Annotated in this window: 18 protein-coding genes and 2 pseudogenes; 8 read left to right on the forward strand and 12 right to left on the reverse strand. The window is 70.6% G+C overall.

Annotated elements, in window-relative coordinates; translation table 11 throughout:
• Positions 1 to 304 precede the first annotated feature (304 nt).
• The 3 genes and pseudogenes from ACFYPJ_RS27945 to ACFYPJ_RS27955 all read right to left on the reverse strand — a co-directional run.
• Positions 305 to 652, reverse strand: a pseudogene (locus tag ACFYPJ_RS27945) (DNA-3-methyladenine glycosylase); the annotation flags it as partial.
• A 510-nt stretch (positions 653 to 1,162) separates the two neighbouring features.
• The gene (locus ACFYPJ_RS27950; RefSeq protein WP_389022739.1) at positions 1,163 to 1,774 is read right to left on the reverse strand and encodes a DNA-3-methyladenine glycosylase; all 612 of its coding nucleotides are present in this window, start codon (positions 1,772 to 1,774) and stop codon (positions 1,163 to 1,165) included.
• Between the two features lie 20 nt (positions 1,775 to 1,794).
• Positions 1,795 to 1,923: pseudogene (locus ACFYPJ_RS27955) on the reverse strand (3-methyladenine DNA glycosylase); the annotation flags it as partial.
• Positions 1,924 to 2,060: 137 nt separating this feature from the next.
• Here ACFYPJ_RS27955 and ACFYPJ_RS27960 point away from each other — a divergent pair.
• The 3 genes from ACFYPJ_RS27960 (at position 2,061) to ACFYPJ_RS27970 (ending at position 4,099) form a co-directional block, all read left to right on the forward strand.
• On the forward strand, positions 2,061 to 2,843 hold the full coding sequence (locus tag ACFYPJ_RS27960; RefSeq protein ID WP_389022743.1) for a sporulation protein: 783 nt from the start codon (positions 2,061 to 2,063) through the stop codon (positions 2,841 to 2,843).
• A 40-nt stretch (positions 2,844 to 2,883) separates the two neighbouring features.
• Entirely contained in the window at positions 2,884 to 3,423 is a 540-nt protein-coding gene (locus ACFYPJ_RS27965; protein WP_389022746.1) for a YbhB/YbcL family Raf kinase inhibitor-like protein, read from the forward strand.
• A 169-nt stretch (positions 3,424 to 3,592) separates the two neighbouring features.
• Positions 3,593 to 4,099, forward strand: coding sequence for an HNH endonuclease (locus ACFYPJ_RS27970; protein ID WP_389022748.1), 507 nt, complete (start codon positions 3,593 to 3,595; stop codon positions 4,097 to 4,099).
• Positions 4,100 to 4,248: 149 nt separating this feature from the next.
• On the opposite strand, the gene ACFYPJ_RS27975 is transcribed toward ACFYPJ_RS27970, so the two are convergent.
• From ACFYPJ_RS27975 to ACFYPJ_RS27985, 3 genes are all read right to left on the reverse strand, one after another.
• Positions 4,249 to 5,202 (reverse strand): SPFH domain-containing protein, encoded by a 954-nt coding sequence (locus ACFYPJ_RS27975; protein ID WP_389022751.1) that lies wholly within the window; start codon positions 5,200 to 5,202, stop codon positions 4,249 to 4,251.
• A 130-nt stretch (positions 5,203 to 5,332) separates the two neighbouring features.
• The gene (locus tag ACFYPJ_RS27980) at positions 5,333 to 5,764 is read right to left on the reverse strand and encodes an NfeD family protein (RefSeq protein ID WP_389022754.1); all 432 of its coding nucleotides are present in this window, start codon (positions 5,762 to 5,764) and stop codon (positions 5,333 to 5,335) included.
• A gap of 49 nt (positions 5,765 to 5,813) precedes the next feature.
• Entirely contained in the window at positions 5,814 to 6,611 is a 798-nt protein-coding gene (locus tag ACFYPJ_RS27985; RefSeq protein ID WP_389022757.1) for an ABC transporter ATP-binding protein, read from the reverse strand.
• 153 nt (positions 6,612 to 6,764) lie between these two features.
• Between ACFYPJ_RS27985 and ACFYPJ_RS27990 the strand changes: the two genes are divergently transcribed.
• Positions 6,765 to 7,553, forward strand: coding sequence for a hypothetical protein (locus ACFYPJ_RS27990; protein ID WP_389022759.1), 789 nt, complete (start codon positions 6,765 to 6,767; stop codon positions 7,551 to 7,553).
• 234 nt (positions 7,554 to 7,787) lie between these two features.
• On the opposite strand, the gene ACFYPJ_RS27995 is transcribed toward ACFYPJ_RS27990, so the two are convergent.
• The 5 genes from ACFYPJ_RS27995 to ACFYPJ_RS28015 all read right to left on the reverse strand — a co-directional run bounded on the left by ACFYPJ_RS27995 (position 7,788) and on the right by ACFYPJ_RS28015 (position 11,107).
• Positions 7,788 to 8,027 (reverse strand): chaplin family protein, encoded by a 240-nt coding sequence (locus tag ACFYPJ_RS27995; RefSeq protein ID WP_389022762.1) that lies wholly within the window; start codon positions 8,025 to 8,027, stop codon positions 7,788 to 7,790.
• Between the two features lie 187 nt (positions 8,028 to 8,214).
• Complete coding sequence (locus tag ACFYPJ_RS28000; RefSeq protein WP_389022766.1) at positions 8,215 to 8,460, reverse strand: chaplin; 246 nt, start codon at positions 8,458 to 8,460, stop codon at positions 8,215 to 8,217.
• 171 nt (positions 8,461 to 8,631) lie between these two features.
• Entirely contained in the window at positions 8,632 to 9,273 is a 642-nt protein-coding gene (locus ACFYPJ_RS28005; protein ID WP_389022768.1) for a response regulator, read from the reverse strand.
• Positions 9,266 to 10,435 (reverse strand): GAF domain-containing protein, encoded by a 1,170-nt coding sequence (locus tag ACFYPJ_RS28010; protein WP_389022771.1) that lies wholly within the window; start codon positions 10,433 to 10,435, stop codon positions 9,266 to 9,268. The genes ACFYPJ_RS28005 and ACFYPJ_RS28010 overlap by 8 nt, the downstream gene beginning before the upstream one ends.
• Before the next feature lie 90 nt (positions 10,436 to 10,525).
• Positions 10,526 to 11,107 (reverse strand): transposase domain-containing protein, encoded by a 582-nt coding sequence (locus ACFYPJ_RS28015; protein WP_389022774.1) that lies wholly within the window; start codon positions 11,105 to 11,107, stop codon positions 10,526 to 10,528.
• Positions 11,108 to 11,309: 202 nt separating this feature from the next.
• On the opposite strand from ACFYPJ_RS28015, the gene ACFYPJ_RS28020 reads away from it, so the two are divergent.
• From ACFYPJ_RS28020 to ACFYPJ_RS28030, 3 genes are all read left to right on the forward strand, one after another.
• Positions 11,310 to 12,002 (forward strand): SDR family NAD(P)-dependent oxidoreductase, encoded by a 693-nt coding sequence (locus ACFYPJ_RS28020; RefSeq protein WP_389022776.1) that lies wholly within the window; start codon positions 11,310 to 11,312, stop codon positions 12,000 to 12,002.
• Positions 12,002 to 13,291, forward strand: coding sequence for an S-adenosylmethionine:tRNA ribosyltransferase-isomerase (locus tag ACFYPJ_RS28025; protein WP_389022779.1), 1,290 nt, complete (start codon positions 12,002 to 12,004; stop codon positions 13,289 to 13,291). The genes ACFYPJ_RS28020 and ACFYPJ_RS28025 overlap by 1 nt, the downstream gene beginning before the upstream one ends.
• Positions 13,292 to 13,595: 304 nt before the next feature.
• The gene (locus ACFYPJ_RS28030) at positions 13,596 to 14,315 is read left to right on the forward strand and encodes a transglycosylase SLT domain-containing protein (RefSeq protein WP_389022782.1); all 720 of its coding nucleotides are present in this window, start codon (positions 13,596 to 13,598) and stop codon (positions 14,313 to 14,315) included.
• 86 nt (positions 14,316 to 14,401) lie between these two features.
• On the opposite strand, the gene ACFYPJ_RS28035 is transcribed toward ACFYPJ_RS28030, so the two are convergent.
• The gene (locus ACFYPJ_RS28035; protein WP_389022785.1) at positions 14,402 to 16,882 is read right to left on the reverse strand and encodes an FHA domain-containing protein; all 2,481 of its coding nucleotides are present in this window, start codon (positions 16,880 to 16,882) and stop codon (positions 14,402 to 14,404) included.
• Positions 16,883 to 17,120: 238 nt separating this feature from the next.
• Between ACFYPJ_RS28035 and ACFYPJ_RS28040 the strand changes: the two genes are divergently transcribed.
• A complete protein-coding gene (locus tag ACFYPJ_RS28040) occupies positions 17,121 to 19,247 on the forward strand; it encodes a streptophobe family protein (RefSeq protein ID WP_389022788.1) in 2,127 nt (708 codons plus the stop codon).
• Positions 19,248 to 19,816 lie beyond the last annotated feature (569 nt).

Here is a 19,816-nt window from a genome sequence, read left to right on the forward strand (position 1 = left end):
GCTTCCTTCGTACTCACCCTCTCGGGCTTTCCTCCGGGCGCTTCCCTTCGGTGTTTCCGACTCTATCAGATCCTTTCGGCGTCTGATTCCCAGTCGGCGGGGCCTTTCGACATTCACTACGTTAACCGATTCCCTCGGTAGCTCATAATCGAGCTTTGCGAGTTCCGAATTCAGACGTGCAGGCACGCTGAATTGACCCTCGCTGAGGGGTGTTGCAGTAGTGGGTTGGCCGCTTCCGGCTGCTGGCGAATGCCGTACCCGGTTCAAGCGGCTCGGGCTACGTTACGCACCCTCCAGGGACGCGTCAACTTGAGCGACGCCTCCGTACATGGGCCCGATAAGGGCTCACCGTCGGATCGTCGAAGGTCCAGAAGCGCCACGGGTGGACGCCGCCGTCGCCGGAGACTCCGGTGCGCGGCCCGTTGCGTGCCTGGTCGGAGGGGACGGGGGTACCGGCGGTCACGCGCAGCGGCGTCTCCCCGGAGGCGCAGGCGTCCGTGCCGTCCAGAGCGCGGTCCACCCGCGGTGCCGTAGCGAGGAGCGCAGGCCCTTTGGCCAGTTCTCTGTCATTTCGGGCCGATAGTCGACGTTTACGTACCAGCTCGGCACCCTCGACGATCTCGCCGGCACGGAGCAGCACGGCACTCGCCCTCCTGGCTCGCTGCGCCCTCGGTGACGACCCCTGCCCACTTCCCCCGTGGCCGTCGTTCACTCGATACGGCCGAGCCAGTGGCGGTACACCGAGGCGAAGGGTTCGACGCCATCACCATCGCGGCGACCCGCCTCCGTCAACCACTCACAGGATCGGTTCATCCAGCCGCCCGTCGCTGAACTGACAGGGACACCCTGAGCGGTGCGCAGCCAAACGCCGTGCTTGTCCTCACCGAGCCGGGTAGCAGTCCCCTGCGCGCTCAGGCGTTGTCGTACTTCCGGATCTCGACCAGCACGGACGTGCTCTCTGGGGTCATGCCAAGACGCTGACCCGACGAAGCTCGCCAAACCCGCGCCTCCGCCGCGACGATCGCCATGGGGCCAGAACCCTCAAGCGTCCCGGGGGGTTGTGTCCGTACACACACGCGCCACGCTCGCGAGCCATCACGCGTCTGCGGACCCCAACTCCGCGCCGGCTCACCAGAAGGCCGCGAGCGAGGCACACAGCGGTTCAGGCTCCCGCGGACGGCTTGGCTCTCGGGCTCAGTCGGTACGCCGAGACTGTCGGATCACCGGCGAGGTAGAAGCGGTGTTGCCAGTCGTGGGCTCTGCTCACGCCTACCCGGGGACCGACCCGGATGAGTGCGGCGGGTACCGGCTCGCCCTCGGACAGTGCGACCGGGGCACCCTTCAGCAGGTCTACGCCGTTGTGCACTGCCGTGATGCCGAGTGCCTGGCAGAAGTTCCCCGGCCCCCGCGCAAGGCCTGCGCTCTCCACCTTCGCCCCTCGCCGCTTGCGTGCCAGGTCTTCCCCTTCGATGACCCTGCCTGCGCGAATGAGGACGGCCGAGGCGATGCCGTCTGTCCCCGTGACGATGTTGGCGCACCAGTGAAGACCGTGAGACCGGTAGACGTACAGGTGCCCTGCAGGTCCGAACATGACGGCGTTTCGGGGAGTCCTGCCCCGGTAGGCGTGGGAGGCCGGGTCGGCCGTGCCCGAGTAAGCCTCGGTCTCCGTGATGGTGATGCTCACGGTTCCCTCGGGAGTCTCGTGGATGAGGATGGCACCGAGCAGCTTCGGGGCGACTTCTTCAGCAGGGTGAGCCAGCTTCACGACGTTCATGCTGACCGACTTGGCATGCGGCGCACCGCGATCGGCCCCGTCGGCGTCGTCCGCACCAGGCTGCGCCCGACAAGGTCCGGAGCCACCTCCAGTACGGGGCGGTCGAAGAAGCTCCTGGGGAGCGGCGTACGGGCCGGGGGCACGATCATGGGCTACGAGCCTAGTCCAGTCGGGTGCGCCCCAAGGGGTGGTCAAAGGATGCCCCGATTGCCAGGGTGAGGCGCGGAACCGGCTGTGCCCGGATCGCGTTTGTAGGGATCAAGGGTCCGTTCGTAAAGGGAGAGTCATGGCGTTCAGGAAGCTGCTCGCGAGTCTGGGGGCCGGCGGGGCCTCGGTCGAGACGGTGCTCGCCGAGGAAAACGTCGTGCCGGGCGGCGTCGTCCAGGGTGAGGTGCGGATTCAGGGCGGATCCGTGAACCAGGACATCCAGGGGCTGTGCGTCGGCCTCCAGGCGCAGGTCGAGGTGGAAGGCGGTGACCAGGAGTACAAGCAGAACATCGAGTTCGCCAAGGTGCGGCTCGGCGGCGCGTTCGAGCTGCAGGCCGGGGCCGTGCACGCGGTGCCGTTCGGTCTTGAGATCCCCTGGGAGACGCCCATCACGATGATCGACGGGCAGGCGCTGCGCGGGATGCACATCGGGGTGACGACCGAACTGGAGATCGCCCGCGCGGTGGACTCCGGCGATCTGGACCCGGTCAACGTGCACCCCATGCCGGCGCAGAAGGCGCTCCTGGACGCGTTCATCCAGCTGGGATTCCGTTTCAAGAACGCAGACATGGAGCGCGGCCACATCCGGGGCACGCGGCAGCAGCTGCCGTTCTACCAGGAGATCGAGTTCCACCCGCCGTCGCAGTACCACGGGCTGAACCAGGTCGAGCTGAGCTTCGTGGCCGACGGGCAGGCCATGGACGTCATCCTCGAAATGGACAAGAAGGGCGGACTGTTCACCGAGGGCAGCGACACCTTCCGGTCCTTCCAGGTGGGGCTGCACGACTTCCACGGGACCGATTGGGCGGGGTATCTCAATCAGTGGCTGGCCGAGGTCGGGAGCAGGCGGAACTGGTTCTAGGCTCGGGTTCCTCTGCAGGAACGGATCAGGAGGTACCGAGGTGACCGAGCTCAAGCGGCGGCCACTCCCCCATGACTTCCACCCGCCCGTGCCGTCGTTCACGGTGACGAGCGAGGACGTCCAGGAGGGTGCGACGCTCAAGGACGCTCAGGTCTACGCGGCCGGCAACACCTCACCGCAGTTGCGGTGGGAGGGCTTCCCGCCCGAGACCAAGAGCTTCGCCGTGACGTGCTACGACCCGGACGCGCCGACGGGCAGCGGGTTCTGGCACTGGACCGTGTTCGACATCCCGGTCTCGGTGACCGAGCTGCCCGCGGGCGCGGGCAGCGGAGGCTTCCCGGGTCTGCCCGAGGGTGCGGTGCAGGTGCGCAACGACTACGGGACGAAGGACTTCGGGGGCGCCGCGCCGCCGCCCGGGGACGGCCCGCACCGGTACGTCTTCACGGTGTACGCGGTGGACCAGGAGAAGCTCGGTCCGGACTCCGATGCCTCCCCCGCCGTCGTCGGCTTCAATCTGCGGTTCCACGCGACCGCGCGCGCCCAGCTCGTGGGCGAGTACGAGAATCCCGCAGGGGGCTGATCCGGCTCCTCGCTGAATCGGCCGAGCGTTCATGGAACGTTTGCCCGCCTCCGGTCTTGGAAGTGATCGGGGGCGGGCGTTTTTTATTGCGTTGTCCATCTCGGCCTGCCCGTCCAGAGTTGGTCCGAGCCCGCCGGGGGGTGGGCGGTGCGCACGGGAGGTGGGCTGGATGCGGGACACGCTGGTGCTCAACGCGAGCTTCGAGCCGCTGTCGACGGTGACGCTGAACCGAGCCGTCGTGCTGGTGCTCCAGGACAAGGCCGTGGTCGAGCAGGCCCATCCCGTACTGCGCATGCGCGGCGCCGATGTGGACATACCTGCGCCTCGGGTGATCAGACTGTGCAGGTATGTACGGGTGCCCTTCCGGAGACAGGCGCCGTGGTCGAGGCGGGGTGTGCTGGTGCGGGACAGGCACCGCTGCGCCTACTGCGGGCGGCGGGCGACGACCGTGGACCATGTGGTGCCGCGGTCGCGGGGCGGGCAGGACACCTGGCTGAACACGGTGGCCTCGTGCGCCGAGGACAATCACCGCAAGGCCGACCGGACTCCGGAGCAGGCGGGGATGGCGCTGCTGCGGGCGCCGTTCGAGCCGACGCCGGCCGATGCGATGCTGCTGGCGCTGGGGGTCGAGGAGTTCGAGGCGCTTCCGGAGTGGCTGGCGCGGGACGCGGCCTAGCGGACGTCCGCCGGGCTGGGGCTGTCTCGCCGCCCATGCCTGCCGCTGTGCGGCCGCCCGGCCGTCTGCAGGCCGTGTGGGGCTGAACGCAAGGTTCCCCGCACCCCCCAGAAGGGTGCGGGGAACCTTGCGTGGTACGGCTGTGGGCCTCAGTCGATCTGGGGCTTCTCCCGGCGCTCCGCCTTCCCGCCGTTGCCCGACGAGCCGCCGCCTCCCGGACCGCCGGCCAGAGGGCCGAAGTTGCCCATGGCGCCGGACAGTCCCTTGAGGGCGTCGCCGATCTCGCTCGGGACGATCCAGAGCTTGTTGGCGTCTCCCTCGGCAATCTTCGGGAGCATCTGGAGGTACTGGTAGGACAGGAGCTTCTGGTCCGGGTCGCCCGCGTGGATCGCCTCGAACACGGTGCGGACGGCCTGGGCCTCACCTTCGGCGCGCAGGGCGGCGGCCTTGGCCTCACCTTCCGCGCGCAGGATCTGGGACTGCTTCTCGCCCTCGGCGGTGAGGATGGCGGCCTGGCGGGTGCCCTCCGCGGTGAGGATCGCCGCGCGCTTGTCACGGTCGGCGCGCATCTGCTTCTCCATCGAGTCCTGGATGGAGGTCGGCGGCTCGATGGCCTTCAGTTCGACGCGGTTGACGCGGATGCCCCACTTTCCGGTGGCCTCGTCGAGGACGCCGCGCAGGGCCGCGTTGATCTCCTCGCGGGAGGTCAGGGTGCGTTCCAGGTCCATCCCACCGATGATGTTGCGCAGCGTGGTGACGGTGAGCTGCTCGATGGCCTGGATGTAGCTGGCGACCTCGTAGGTGGCGGCCCGGGCGTCGGTCACCTGGTAGTAGATGACCGTGTCGATGTTCACGACCAGGTTGTCCTGGGTGATCACCGGCTGCGGCGGGAACGGGACAACCTGTTCACGCAGGTCGATGCGGTTGCGGATGGTGTCGATGAACGGGACGACGATGTTGAGGCCCGCGTTCAGCGTTCGCGTATAACGGCCGAAGCGCTCGACGATGGCCGCGCTGGCCTGTGGGATGACTTGGATCGTCTTGATCAGGGCGATGAAGACCAACACCACCAGAATGATCAAGACGATGATGACTGGTTCCATCGTCGCTCCCTGTACCCTTCTCCGCCTCGGCGCTTTCGGAAGATCTTATGTTGTTGAAGATCTTGCTGATCGAGTCTGGCAGACTGCCGGACAACTCGTGGCCTGTTCCTTGCAGTTGGGTCCCGCAGGATCAGATGACGATCGCCGTGGCCCCCTCGATGTCCACGACGTCCACTTCCTGCCCCACGTCGTACGCCTGGCCGGCGTCGAGCGCGCGCGCCGACCAGATCTCTCCGGCGAGCTTGATCCGGCCGCCGGCGCCGTCGACACGTTCCAGTACGACGGCCTGCTTGCCCTTCAAGGCGTCGACGCCGGTGCGCAGTTCGGGGCGCTGCCGGCCGTGCCGGGCCGCGATGGGCCGTACGACGGCGATGAGCGCGACCGAGACGATGAGGAAGGCGAGTACCTGGATCACGACGCCGAAGCCGAGGCCCGCGAGCGCGGCCGCGGCGATGGCGCCCACCGCGAGCATGCCGAACTCCGGCATCGCGGTGATCACGAGCGGGATACCGAGCGCCGCCGCCCCGATCAACCACCAGACCCATGCGTCGATGTTGTCCACATGGTCATGGTAGGGCCGCGGTCCTGCCACGGACAGGGTGCAAAGGGGGTCAGGACAGCGGCAGGCCCTGGGCGGTCCAGCGGTCGCCGACCTGCTCGACGACGAGCGGGAGGCCGAAGCAGAGGGAGAGGTTGCGGGAGGTCAGTTCCAGCTCCAGCGGTCCGGCGGCCAGGACCTTGCCCTGACGGATCATGAGGACGTGAGTGAAGCCGGGAGCGATCTCCTCGACATGGTGGGTGACCATGATCATGGAGGGGGCGATCGGGTCGCGGGCGAGCCGGCCGAGGCGGCGTACCAGGTCCTCGCGGCCGCCGAGGTCGAGCCCCGCGGCGGGCTCGTCGAGGAGGAGCAGTTCGGGGTCGGTCATCAGGGCGCGGGCGATCAGTGTGCGCTTGCGCTCGCCCTCGGAGAGCGTGCCGAACTTCCGGTCGAGGTAGTCGCTCATGCCGAGGCGGTCCAGGAAGGCGCGAGCCCGTCGCTCGTCGACCTCCTCGTAGTCCTCCTGCCAGTGGGCCGTCATCCCGTAGGCGGCGGTCAGCACGGTCTGCAGGACGGTCTGGCGCTTGGGGAGCTTCTCGGTCATGGCGACACCGGCCACACCGATGCGCGGGCGCAGTTCGAAGACGTCCGTGCCGGGCTTGCCGAGGGTCTCGCCGAGGATGCTTGCGGTCCCGCTGCTGGGGAAGAGGTAGCTGGAGGCGACGTTCAGCAGGGTGGTCTTGCCGGCGCCGTTGGGGCCGAGGATGACCCAGCGCTCGCCCTCCTTGACCGACCAGGAGACCTGGTCCAGCAGGGCCCGGCCCTCACGGACCACCGATACGTCCTGAAGTTCCAGAACATCGCTCATGAGCGCGTAGTCTCCCCTTGCATTGTGGCCGGTCTCGGCGCTGTCGCGGTCACCCGTGGCTCGGTCCGCCGCGCCGGTGGGCGCAGCCCCTCCGAAAATCTACGCCACCGGTGCAACGGTCCTTTCCATCGGTCCTGTCCTTAGGGTGGGGGCATGCTCTCGGAACCGCGTTCAGGACGCCTTACCGCGTGGGGAAACGCCCTCTTGGCCGGCCTTGTCTCGCCGGATGACGCCGTGGGCGCCATCGTGGGCGAGGACGCGGTGCACCGGCTGGAGGGGCTGCCGGGCGATCCGGCACCGGTCGGCCTCACGCTCGGGCTCGGGCGGCTGCGGACGCTGGGGGCGACGGGCCTGCGGGTGGCCCTGCCGCAGCCCGGGCACCCCCTGGGGCTGAGCGGCCCGCCCGAGTTCAACGCGCGGGCGCTGGAGGCCGAGGAGGCGGTGGTGTGTCACGGCGCCGCGTTCGGGCTGGTGCCCGAGGTGTACGAGGCGGGGCCGGACGGCGATGTCCATGTCGAGGTGGTCTGGCACTGTCTGCCGGTACGGGAGTCACCGCCCGCCGACGTGCCGTCGCTGGGCGAGGCGGAGCGGGAGCTCGCGGAGGCGCTGCGGGACGCGACGGCCCTGCTGTCGCGGCTGGACGTCGCCGGGTCGGGCCCGGTGGCCGAGGCGGCGATCGACGCGTACCGGGCGCGCGCCGAGCGGGGGCGTGAGGTGCTGGCGCCGGGATACCCGCCGCGGGCGGTGCGGGTGCTGGAACTGGCGCAGCGGGTGACCCTGCTGGTCTCGCTGGCCTGTGAGAATGGACACGGCGGGGCGGTCAGCGCGTCGGAGATGGCGGCCCGGGGCGACGCGCTGCGCCCGGTGGAGCGGACGGCCCGGCGGGCGCAGGTGGCTGCGTACAACTCCGTTGTGGAGGAGCGGGAGCGCGGGGTGCGGTGAGCGAGGGTTGCGGCGCCTGCGTCGACCGGCGGGCGCACCGGGGGCGCGGCGAGAGCTGCGCCCCCGGGGCCCGGCCGGCTGAGCAGTGCGTCCGGCCGGTCCAGCCGCACGGTCCCGCGGGTGGCGTCGGCTGCGGCCGGGCGGCCGTCCGCTGAGTGCGGTCCGGTCGACGGGCCCCGCTTGCGGCCGCCGTCGGCCGGCGGGGCCCTGGTAGGTCCGCTCGGTTCAGTTCGTTCAGTCGTTCGCGGCCTGGTTGCCGAACGCCGGGTTCAGCAGACCGACCACGTTGATGCTGTCACCGACCGCGTTCACCGGGACGTGCACGGGGACCTCGACCACGTTGCCCGAGGCGACGCCCGGGGAGTGGGCGGCGGCACCCGAGGCCCCCGAGTCGGCGAAGGCCGCGACCGCCGAAGCGCCCGTGGCGATACCGGCGACAGTCATGGCTACGGCGGCCTTCTTGGCGATGTTCATAGAAAACTTTCCTCCTGCGTATGCGTGTCCGACCCGGCGTGGGTCGCATTCTGATCAACGCCGGAGGGGTCCGGGCGGTACGGAACGGCCCGATCGACAGCCTGATCGGACCATTGGGACGAAAAGCGGACCGGCCTCCCGGGGGTTCCCGGGAGGCCGGAGACCGCTGTCGCCGAATGGCGGAACGTCAGTGGTTGAGGCCGAGGTTGCCGAAGGCGGGGTTCAGCACACCGATGACGTTCACACTGTTGCCGACCACGTTCACCGGGATGTGCACGGGGGCCTGGATGACGTTCCCGGAGACGACGCCCGGGGAGTGCTCGGCCTTGCCGCCGGCCGCCGAGCCGTCGGTGGCGGAGGCCATCCCGGCGCCGGCGGCGACCAGGCCACCCGCCACCATCGTCACGGCCACTGCCTTCTTCAGGTTCTTCACTTCTAAAGCCCTCCTTGGCGATCGCCACGGCAAGTCGCCGCGGCACGCATGGAGAACGCCGGAGCCTCCGCCGAGGGTGCGCCATCCGGGTGACATTCCCACGACGGTATGAATCTCAGCTCGGAAGGGAACCTTCCGCGCTGCCGGGGGCCACGGGGTGCGGCGGGCGTTTCAGCCGGTCACGCCATGTCGAACGGCCCACAGGGCGGCCTGGGTACGGTCCGCGAGGTCCAGTTTCATCAGGATGTTCGAAACGTGTGTCTTGACGGTCTTCTCGGACAGGACCAGGGCGCGCGCGATCTCCCGGTTGGAGCGGCCGTCGGCTATCAGGCCCAGCACCTCGCGTTCCCGTTCGGTGAGCGAACCACCGCGGCCCTGGCCGGAGTTGGCCTCCTCCTGGGAGAGCAGCGCGCCGGCCACCTCCGGCTGGAGCAGGACGTGGCCGGCGTGCACGGAGCGGATGGCGCCGGCCAGTGCGTCCGGGTCCACGTCCTTGTAGACGTATCCGGCGGCGCCGGCGCGCAGGGCCGGGACCACCGTGCGCTGCTCGGTGAAGCTGGTGACGATCAGCACGCGCGCGGGGTTGCCCAGTTCCCGGAGCCTGCGCAGCGCGTCGATGCCGTCCAGGCCCGGCATCTTGACGTCCATCAGGACGACGTCGGGGCGCAGTTCCTCGGCGCGGGCGACCCCTTCGGCGCCGTCGGCGGCCTCGCCCACGACCTCGATGTCGTCCTGCACCTCCAGGAAGGTGCGCAGTCCGCGGCGGACGACCTGGTGGTCGTCGACGAGCAGCACCCTGATTGCGTCAGCCACCGGGGACCTCCATCTCGATCGTGGTGCCCTGGCCGGGCGCCGATTCCACGGTCAGCGTGCCGCCGACGCCGCTCGCCCGGTCGCGCATGGAGACCAGGCCCAGGTGACGTCCCGCGCGGTGCACGGATGCGGGGTGGAAGCCGCCGCCGTCGTCGGTGACGCGCAGCACGGCTCCGCAGCCGCGCCGGTCCACGGTCACGGCGACGTGCGCGCCTCCGGAGTGCCGCAGGGCGTTGTGCAGCGCCTCCTGGGCGACCCGCAGCAGGGCCTCCTCCTGGGCGGCGGGCAGGGCGCGGAAGCCGGTGCTCGCGAATGTGACGCGCGCGGTGTGGGCGCGGTCGAGGACCTGGATCTGAGTGCGCAGGGTGGCGACCAGGCCGTCCTCGTCAAGGGCCGCGGGGCGCAACTCGACTACGGCGGCGCGCAGTTCGTCGACCGCCTCCGCGGCGAGCGCGGCCACCTGTTGCAGTTCGCCCTTGGCGCGCAGCGGGTCGCGGTCGACGAGTGCGGCCGCCGCCTGGGCGGTCAGGCGCAGCGAGAAGAGTTTCTGGCTGACCGCGTCGTGCAGTTCGTGGGCGAGCCGGGAGCGTTCCTCGGCGATGGTGAGTTCGCGGCTGCGTTCGTAGAGGCGGGCGTTGGTGAGGGCGATCGCGGCGTGCTGGGCGAGGATGGCGAGCAGTTCCTCGTCCTCCTGGGTGAAACCGCGGCCCCGGTCGTGTCCACCGCTTTGCGGCTGTCCTTTCTGCGGACGCCGTTTGTTGGCGAGGAACAGCGCGCCGAGGACCTCGTCCCCGTCGCGGATCGGCAGGCCGAGGAAGTCGGACAGCTCGGGGTGCGCGGCCGGCCAGCCCTCGAAGCGCGGGTCCTTGCGGACGTCCGCGAGCCGCACCGGGGCGGCCTCGTGCAGCATCGCGGCCAGGATGCCGTGCTGGCGCGGGAGCGGGCCGATGGCTTTCCACTGGGCGTCGGTGACGCCGTCGACCACGAACTGGGCGAAGCCCCCGTGATCGTCGGGAACGCCGAGGGCGGCGTACTTCGCGTCGAGCAGTTCGCGGGCCGAGGCGACGATCGTCTTGAGGACGTCGCGCACCTCAAGATGCCTGCTCATGGCGAGCAGCGCGGAACTTACGGCGGCGAGGCCGGACCGGGGGCCTTGACTCATGTCCTCACGGTACCGGCGGGGTACGACAGCGCGGATCGGACCTGTGACGGCGGGACCTACCCCGCTGGGCCTAGGCCCAATGTCGGTGACTTAAGTTCTGTCGCGCCGAGTGATGGTGATGCTGTGCGGTGCGGGTGGTGTCCAGTTGCGATGCTCGGCCCGTTTGAGCGGCCAGTTGGACATCTTGCGTCTGATCACTCGGGGGCAGGTGCGATGGCGGCGTGCGGGCAGCAGGCGCTCAGCGATCTCAGCCAGGGTGCGAGTCAGTGCCCGGGCGAGTCTGCCGGGGGGAAAACGCCGCCTGGGCCGGGACTCCGCCAGCGCCACCACCCTGGCCTGCGGGAACGCGCCCGTCCCCCGCCCGGACCCCGGGCGGCCGAAGAAGCTGTCGTTCTCCGCCGTGTCCGCCAGGTCCAACGTCGTGCCGTCCACCGCCACCAGACGCCACCGCCGATACCACGCACCCACCGTCTGCGGCACCGCCACCGGACGGCACACCCGCGCGAACAGCAACTTCAACGGCTCAACGCCCAGACGCCGACGCGCCCGCCCGATCGCGGCAGTCGTCGGCACCCGCCACGAGCGCCCCGCATCGCCCAGACCCGCGCCCAGCAACCGCGACACCTCCTCATACGGCTGCCCGAAGAACAGACACATCGCCAGTTGCCGCACCACAACCAACGAACGCAGGACATCTAAGTCACCAGCATTGGGCCTAGGCCCGCCGGGGTAGGTCCGGGGGCCCGGCCGGGTGGCGTAGGCCGAAGGGACCCCGTGGGCTGCGGCCCGCGTCCGAGGCGGCCGGAAGGGTGCCGTTCCTACGGTGAGAGCCACCCGCCGGGCCGCGGCGGGCGGGACCGAGGGGACGGTTGTCATGCCGGTAGCGATCATCACGGGCGCGTCGAAGGGGCTGGGGCGGGCGCTCGCCGGGGCGCTGGCCGCCCGTGGCTGGGATCTGGTGCTCGATGCGCGGGGCGCGGAGGCCCTCGCGCGGGCGGCGCGGGACGTCGCCACGCACGGCACGCGTGTGCAGGCCCACCCGGGGGACGTCACGGACGCCGGGCACCGGGCCGAGCTGGTGGCCCTCGCGCGGACTCTGGGCGGGGTCGATCTGCTGGTGAGCAATGCGAGCGCGCTGGGCTCCGAGCCGTTGGTGCGGCTGGCCGAGCTGCCCTTGGCGGGGCTGCGCCGGGCACTGGAGGTGAACGCGGTCGCGGCGCTCGGGCTGGTCCAGGAGGCGCTGCCGCTGTTGCGGAGGTCCGCGGCGGGCTCGGTGATCGTGGTCAGCTCGGACGCGGCGGTCGAGGCGTATCCGTCGTGGGGTGGATACGGGGCTTCGAAGGCCGCGCTGGACCTCCTCGCGGCGGTGCTGGGCGAGGAGGAGCCGGGGCTGCGGGTGTGGGCGGTGGATCCCGGGGACATGGCGACGGACCTGTACGCGGCGGCCGTACCGGACGACGACGGCCCGCGGCCGGCGCCGGACCAGGTGGTGCCGGCCTTCCTGCGGCTGCTGGAGCGGCGCCCGGCGAGCGGCCGGTACGGTGCGTCGGCCCTGCCGGAGGCGTGATGAGGTCGGCGCTGCGGATTCCGGACGAGTTGTCCGCCCGGGTGCCGGCCGAGCAGCGCGGCCCGGGGCTGGGCCGGGACGCGGTGCGGCTCCTGGTGTCGCGCGGCCGCGAGGTGGCCCATCACACGTTCGCCGAGCTGCCGCGACTGCTGCGGGCCGGGGACCTGCTGGTCGTGAACACGTCGCCGACGCTGGCCGCGGCGGTGGACGGGCGGATCGGGCACGCGCGCGTGGTGGTGCATTTCTCGACGCGCGGGGACGACGGGCGGTGGGCGGTCGAACTGCGGGAGCCGGACGGCAGGGGCACCACGCGCCCGTGGGATCCGAGCGGGGTGCGAAGTGCTCCTCGTAGGGATGGCCGGACCGGACAGGCGGGCGGGCCCGCGGGGGCGGCGGTGCGGCTGCCCGGTGGCGCTCGGCTGGTAGTGGAGGAGCCGCTGAGCGAGCGCGGGGTGCGGCTGTGGTGGGCTTGGGTGTCCGGGGCGGAGGTCACCGGGCTGCTGCGCGAGTACGGGCGGCCCATCCGTTACTCCTATACGGACCGGGACCAGCCGTTGTCGGCGTACCAGACGGTGTTCGCACTGCCGACGCCGGACGGGACGGGCAGTGCGGAGATGCCGAGCGCGGCACGGCCCTTCACGGCGGGCCTGGTGGCGGAGCTGGTGAGCCGGGGCGTGCTGTTCGCGCCGGTCACGCTGCACACCGGGGTGGCCTCGGCGGAGGCGCACGAGCCGCCGTACCCGGAGCGGTTCGCGGTGCCCGAGACCTCGGCGCGGCTGGTCAACGCCGTGCGGGCGGGACGCACGGCGTTGCCTTTGCCGGCCGGCGGCCCACGATCTGGCGATGGCGTCGGGCAGCCGGACGGCGGAGGACGACCGAACGGCGCAGAGCGGCAGGGCGGAGGAGGACCGCAGGGCGGCGGAGGGCGAGCGGACGGTCGTGGCGGGCAGCCGGGCGGTCGGGTGATCGCGGTCGGTACGACGGCGGTGCGGGCCCTGGAATCGGCGACGGGGCCGGACGGGGTGGTGCGGGCGGCCGAGGGGTGGACGGATCTGGTGGTGACGCCCGAGCGCGGGGTGCGGGTCGTGGAGGGGCTGCTGACCGGGCTGCACGAGCCGGCTGCCTCGCACCTGCTGATGCTGGAGGCCGTCGCGGGGCGGCCGGCGGTCGACCGTGGCTACGAAGCGGCGCTGAGCCGTCTGTACCTGTGGCATGAGTTCGGGGACGTGCACCTCATCCTCCCGGACGAGAACACTCACAGAGAGCATTGCTCCAGCAACTTTTGGTGAGACTAGCACCGCCACCATGTGACGCCTCGCATAGGACGCACATCACGTACGAAGGCATATAGTAGACAAATAGGACTACCCCGACAGGGAAAGATGGTGCAATCTGTCCCGATTTACCCCCAGCTGATCCACTATCGCGAATCGTACGTCACATCTTTGCCATAGGTTTTTGCGACCGCTAAGAATGGCTGCCGTCGCTCAGCACCGAGGGTTCTTCGCCCGCGGTGTGCATGTGGAGAAGAACCGATTCCTCCACAGGAACGAGTGAGCGACCTCCCGCGCTATTCGAAGAGGTCCATCTGCCATGCCGAAGAACATCGTCATTCGCGGTCACGATCTTGCACTGACCAAACAGCACAGGATCGCGATCGCCGGCGTCAGCGCCATCGGTGTCGCCGCCGTAGCCTTCACCGCGGTTTCTCCCAGTACGCAGACGGTCACCACCGCAGCCCCCGTTTCCACCGCGCACGTGGCGTACAGCAACAAGCCGATCCAGGACGTCAAGAGCAGCGTCACCGACCAGCTCGTCGGCCGGAACGCCGAGCTGGACTCCGTCGTCGCCCACCAGAAGGCCGACGCCGCCGTGTACCGCAAGGCCGACGCCGGGGTGAAGCAGGAAGCCACCGAGCAGCACACCGCCCAGAAAGCCGCGAGCCGGTCCGCCCAGCGCGTCCACGCGCAGCCCGCCGCCGCGAAGAAGTACCGCAACAACCTCGACGGCTGGATCCGCCAGTCCCTCGACATCATGCGGGCCAAGGGCATTCCGGGCAGCTACTCGGGGCTGCACCGCAACATCATGCGGGAGTCCTCCGGCAACCCGAACGCCATCAACAACTGGGACATCAACGCCATCAACGGCATCCCGTCGAAGGGACTGCTCCAGGTCATCCCCCCGACCTTCAGGACCTACCACGTCAAGGGCACGTCCTGGAACATCTACAACCCGGTCGCCAACATCACCGCCGCGGCCAACTACGCGGCCCATCGGTACGGTTCGATCGACAACGTCAACAGCGCGTACTGAGGTAGGCGCGGGCCTCAGTCGTGAAACGCCACAGGGCGGCACCCGTAATCCGGGTGCCGCCCTCGGCCCGACTCCGCCCCGAGCGCCTACTTGCGCATGACCTCCGGCTCGTGCCGCCGCAGGAAGCGGGACACGAAGAAGCCGAAGACCACGCCGAGGCCGATCAGCGCGGCCATGTCCATGCCCCAGGCGCCGATGGTGTGGTCCCACAACGGATCGGTGGCCCCCGGCGTCGTGGGCGGGCTGATCAGGTTCAGGTCCAGCGTGGTCCCCGCGGCGGCGACGGCCCACCGCGACGGCATCAGATACGAGAACTCGTTGACGCCGAGCGAGCCGTGCAGCATGAACAGACAGCCTGTGAACACGACTTGGACGATCGCGAACATCACCAGCAGCGGCATGGTCTTCTCGGACGTCTTCACCAGCGCGGAGATGATCAGGCCGAACATCATCGAGGTGAAGCCCAGCGCCATGATCGGGAGCGACAGTTCGAACATCGTGGCAGTGCCGAGCAGCAGCCCCTGCGTGGGGATCTGCCGGTTCACGAAGCCGATCACACCGATCAACAGGCCCTGCAACAGGGTGATCGTGCCCAGGACGAACACCTTGGACATCAGGTACGCCGAGCGTGACAGGCCGGTCGCACGCTCCCGCTCGTAGATGACCCGTTCCTTGATCAGTTCACGGACGGAGTTCGCCGCGCCCGAGAAGCACGCGCCCACCGCCAGGATCAACAGGACCGTGGTGGCTGTGCTGTTGGGGATCAGCACACCGGTCGGCGTGGGCGGGAAGGGCAGCAGGCCCTTGCCCACGTCGATGAGCATGCTCACCGCGCCGAGGACGGCCGGCAGGATCACCATCAGCGCCAGGAAGCCCCGGTCGGAGGCGATCACGGAGATGTAGCGGCGCACCAGCGTCTCGAACTGCGACAGCCAGCCCCTGGGCTTCGGCGGCTTCCTCCCGTGCCTCGGCGGCACCTGTACGGCCTGCGGTGCGACCGCGTCGATGTCCGCGGCGTACATCTGGTAGTGCTCCGAACCCTTCCAGCGTCCGGCCCAGTCGTAGTCGCGGTAGTTCTCGAAGGCAGAGAAGACGTCGGCCCAGGTGTCGTAACCGAAGAAGTTCAGTGCCTCCTCGGGCGGGCCGAAGTAGGCGACCGCGCCACCCGGGGCCATCACCAGGAGCTTGTCGCACAGGGCCAGTTCCGCGACGGAGTGGGTGACGACGAGGACCGTACGGCCGTCGTCGGCGAGGCCGCGCAGCAGCTGCATCACATCGCGGTCCATGCCCGGGTCGAGGCCGGAGGTCGGCTCGTCCAGGAAGATCAGCGACGGCTTGGTCAGTAGTTCCAGAGCGACCGACACACGCTTGCGCTGACCGCCGGAGAGTGCGGTGACCTTCTTCTTCCTGTGGACGTCCAGCTTCAGCTCGCGCAGCACCTCGTCGATCCGCGCCGTACGCTCGGCGGCCGTGGTGTCGGCCGGAAAACGAAGCTTGGCCGCGTACTTGAGGGCTTTGTCGACGCTCAGTTCCTTGTGCAGGATGTCGTCCTGCGGGACCAGGCCGATGCGCTGGCGCAACTCCGCGAACTGTTTGTAAAGGTTGCGGTTGTCGTAGAGGACTTCGCCCTGGTTGGCGGGCCGGTAGCCGGTGAGCGCCTTGAGCAGGGTCGACTTTCCGGAGCCCGAAGGACCGATGACCGCGACCAGCGACTTCTCCGGGATGCCGAAGGAGACGTCCCTGAGGATCTGTTTGCCGCCGTCGACCGTGACGGTCAGACGGCGCGCGGAGAAGGAGACCTCACCGGTGTCGACGAACTCTTCCAGGCGGTCGCCGACGATCCGGAAGGTGGAGTGGCCGACGCCGACGATGTCGTTCGGGCCGAGCAGCGCCGAACTGCCCTTGGCGATCGGCTGGCCGTTGACGAACGTCCCGTTGTGCGAGCCGAGGTCGCGGATCTCCGTGCGGCCGTCGGGCGACGCGTGGAACTCGGCGTGTCTGCGGGAGACCTGGAGGTCGCCGACGACCAGGTCGTTCTCCAGGGCACGGCCGATGCGCATCACGCGGCCGAGCGCCAGTTGGTGGATCGTGGTGGGGCGCTCGCCGTAGACCGGCGGCTCCCCCGCGCCGGCACCTGGGCCCCCGTCCTGCTGCCGCGGGATCGACGGCGTCCGGTCGGCCTGCTGCCGCTCGTGCTGGGGCGCCTGCGCCCGGTCGTCCCCCGCGCTCTGTGCCGCGTACGGCTGCTGTTGTCCGGGGCGGGTGACCCCTGCCGTGACACCGGACAGGCTCAGCAACGGCCCGTCGGTGGCACTGCCAAGGTGCACGGCCGAGCCCGGGCCGATCTCCACCTGGTGGATCCGCCGGCTCGCCACGAAGGTGCCGTTGGTGCTGCCGTGGTCCTTGATGACCCAACTGTCGCCGGTGAAAGCGACCGTGGCATGCCGCCAGGACACTCTGGCGTCGTCGAACACGATGTCCACCTGCGGGTCGCGTCCGACGGTGTAGCTCTTGGACGGGTCGAGCGTCCAGGTCCGTCCGTTTGTTTCCAGTACGAGTTCCGGCACTCCATGCCCCACTGAGTTGTCCCCCGCACATCCCCGCTTCACAGGGAGTCTGAGGTTGTCGAACACCGTGGAAAACTATTTCAGGTTCGGCCTCTGACTGAAAGACGAGCCTTGTCACGAGCTCGTAGCAGTGCCTCGACCATTCGTTGACGGGCGTTGATGCCGCCCTGGACAGTGGTGTTCCCATACAGAAGGGAACGCGCGGCCGCCTGGCCGCGCAGCGGATCGGGAGTCTGTCATGAGCGCTGTCAAGGAAGTCAGGACCGGGCCACCCGGCACAAGGTTGCCGTGGGGAAATGTCCTGCTGTCCGCGACAGCCGCCGTGTGCTGGGCATTGATCGGGATGGCGGGCACGGCCGCGCTCGGTCTGCATCTCCTGGGGGCGGACTCGGCCGGGTCGCTCGGCCCGATGACGGCGGCGGTCGTGGCGCTCGGGGCGGGTGGTTCGGTCTCGCCGTCCGGAGACATGTCGGCTTTTGGGCTGACCGGCGCTCAGGCGCACACGGCCGTCGCGATCGCGCCACTGGGCGTGAGCCTGGTGGGCGCCCTCCTGCTGTCGTGGGTCTTCCTGCGGTCGCTGCGGGCCGCCGGAGCCGTGATCGCGCCGTCCGAACTCCTCGCGCGCGCGGGTGCGGTGGTCGTACTGTTCGTGGCGCTGCTGGGCGGGCTCGCCTGGGCCGGACAGGACGTCGTCACGATCGACGGCGGTTCGCTCGGGCTCGGCGCGCTGCCGGGCGCCGGCGGGAACGACGGTGGCATCGGCATCCCCGGTCTCGGGGACCTCGGCGGCCTCGGGGACATCGGCGGGCTGCTGCCGGACCGGATAAGCGATCTGGTCGACGCGAAGGCGGCGGTCGGTTTCACGGTGGACACGGCGCCCACCCTGCTCGGCGGCCTCGGCTGGGTCGTGGGCGTCCTGCTGCTCGCACTGATCGCCACGCGCCGCGCCCCGCTGCCGCGTGGCTTCGAGTCCGTGCACCGGGTGGTCAGGCCGGCCGTCTCCGCCCTCGCCGGTGTACTGGTCATGGCCGTCGTCGCGGGTCTCGCAGCGGCGGTGTTCGCGGCGGTCGGCGACGACCACCCCGAGCGCATCACGGGCGCGGCGCTGCTCGGCGCCCCCAACGGGGTGTGGCTGGGCGTCCCGCTCGGGCTGTTCGTGCCCTTCGACGGCAAGGCGACGGGCGCCCTGACCTCGCTGCTGCCCGATCCGCTGGACCGGCTCCTCGGCGGGAATGCCGACCAGCCCGTGACGCTGTCGCGGCTGGCCGACCTGGACGGCCGGGTGTGGCTGCTCGGGGCGGCGGCGGTCCTCATGATGCTGCTGGCCGGGGTGCTGACGGCGGTGCGTACGCCGGTGGGTACGCGGGGCGGCACCGGGGTCGTGGGAGGCGTTCGGGCAGGGAGCGGCGCGCGGGGTGCGGACGGTAAGGGGGCTGTGGGGGGTACGGGGGCTGGGACCGCGGGCGGCGCGAAGGGCGCGGACAGTGCGGTTCCCCCGGGGGCGACCGGTGCCGGCCCCTCCGGTCCGGGGGCGCTCGGATTCGCCGGTCGCTGTGCGCTGCGGCTGGGGGTGACGACCGCGCTGGCGCTGCCCCTGCTCGCCTGGCTGGCGGACGTCTCCGTGGGCGGTTCGCTGTCGGTGCTGGGCTTCGACGCGTTCGGTGCCGGGATCGATCTGCACGGACGGCTCGGCACGGCCCTGCTGCTGGGCGCCGTCTGGGGTGCGGTTGCGGGAGCGGTGGGCGCGCTGCTGGCGTGGGCGGTCGGCGCGGCCGGCCGGCGGGCGGCGTCGTCGGCCATGGCTGACGGCTCGGGCGACGCGGAGCCGGTGTACGGCCCGCCCCGCGAGGGCTCCGGACCCTACACACCCCGGGCTTCCTACCGGCCGCCCAACCCTGATACCAACCCCTATCTCAAGGTGCCGGACGAACTGCGGGACCCCGGGGTCACCCGGGCACGCCGGACCGGTGGACCGGCCGGAACGGCGCAGGACGGCACCCGGCCCGGGAACGACGCCACGCCGTCCGGCGGAGGACGGCCCACGGACGACGCCATGCCCTCCGGCGAAGGACGGCCCACGGACGACGCCATGCCCTCCGGCGAAGGACGGCCGTTGGACGGAGCCACGCCGTCCGGTGGAGCACGGCCCGTGGACGGAGCCCGGCCGCTGGACGGGCCGCGACCGCCCGACGATGTGTACGGCGCCGCCACCATGGTCGGGCCGCTCGACCCGCCGTCGCGGCCGGGCAGCCCGCCCGGGCAGCGTTCCGGACCGCGCCGGGGGAACCGGCCGCCGGGGGCGCCCGACGACGGTCCGCCGCCTCCGCCGCCGGCTCCCCCGAGGAGGCCGGGCGGCCGTAGCTGAGCCGAGCCGGCTCAGAGGCGGGCACGCTGGACGAAGGCGACGTCACAGGGCTGCGGCCGGTCTCTGCGTGGGCGCGGGTGTCCGGGGTGGCGACCGGCCGACGGCACGGAGGGATTCGCTGACGGCGGCACGCAGTGACGCGGACCTCGGGACAGAGCGGACGGCAGTGGCCTCGGAACAGTGGCACTGTGCGGACGGCAGTGGACCTCTGGGCGGGGCGGACCGCACTCGGTGAGGTCGGGGTCGTACAGGGCCGGCAGCACGCGATGATGTTCGTCGCGGCGGTCCCCCGCGCGGGCGCCGTCGGCACCAGCGGGGTGCCGTCTGCCGGAGAAGGCGGAAACGAGCGGGCCGGGACCGGGCTGGGACGCGTGCCCGGCGGTGGGCCCTCGACGGCGGGCGCCCGGCGGCGGGACGGACCGCACAGCGGTGTCCCGCGGCGGTGTCGGTGTCGGTGACTCGTACGACTGCGACGATGCTCGTACTCGTACTGGTGCTGGTCAGCCGCGTGGAGCGGGCTCTCAAGGGCACAGGCGTGACCCGCCCGCAAGGCTTCCGACACCGACCCG

Origin of the sequence: Streptomyces sp. NPDC006012, assembly GCF_042871185.1 — a bacterium.
Taxonomy (GTDB): domain Bacteria; phylum Actinomycetota; class Actinomycetes; order Streptomycetales; family Streptomycetaceae; genus Streptomyces.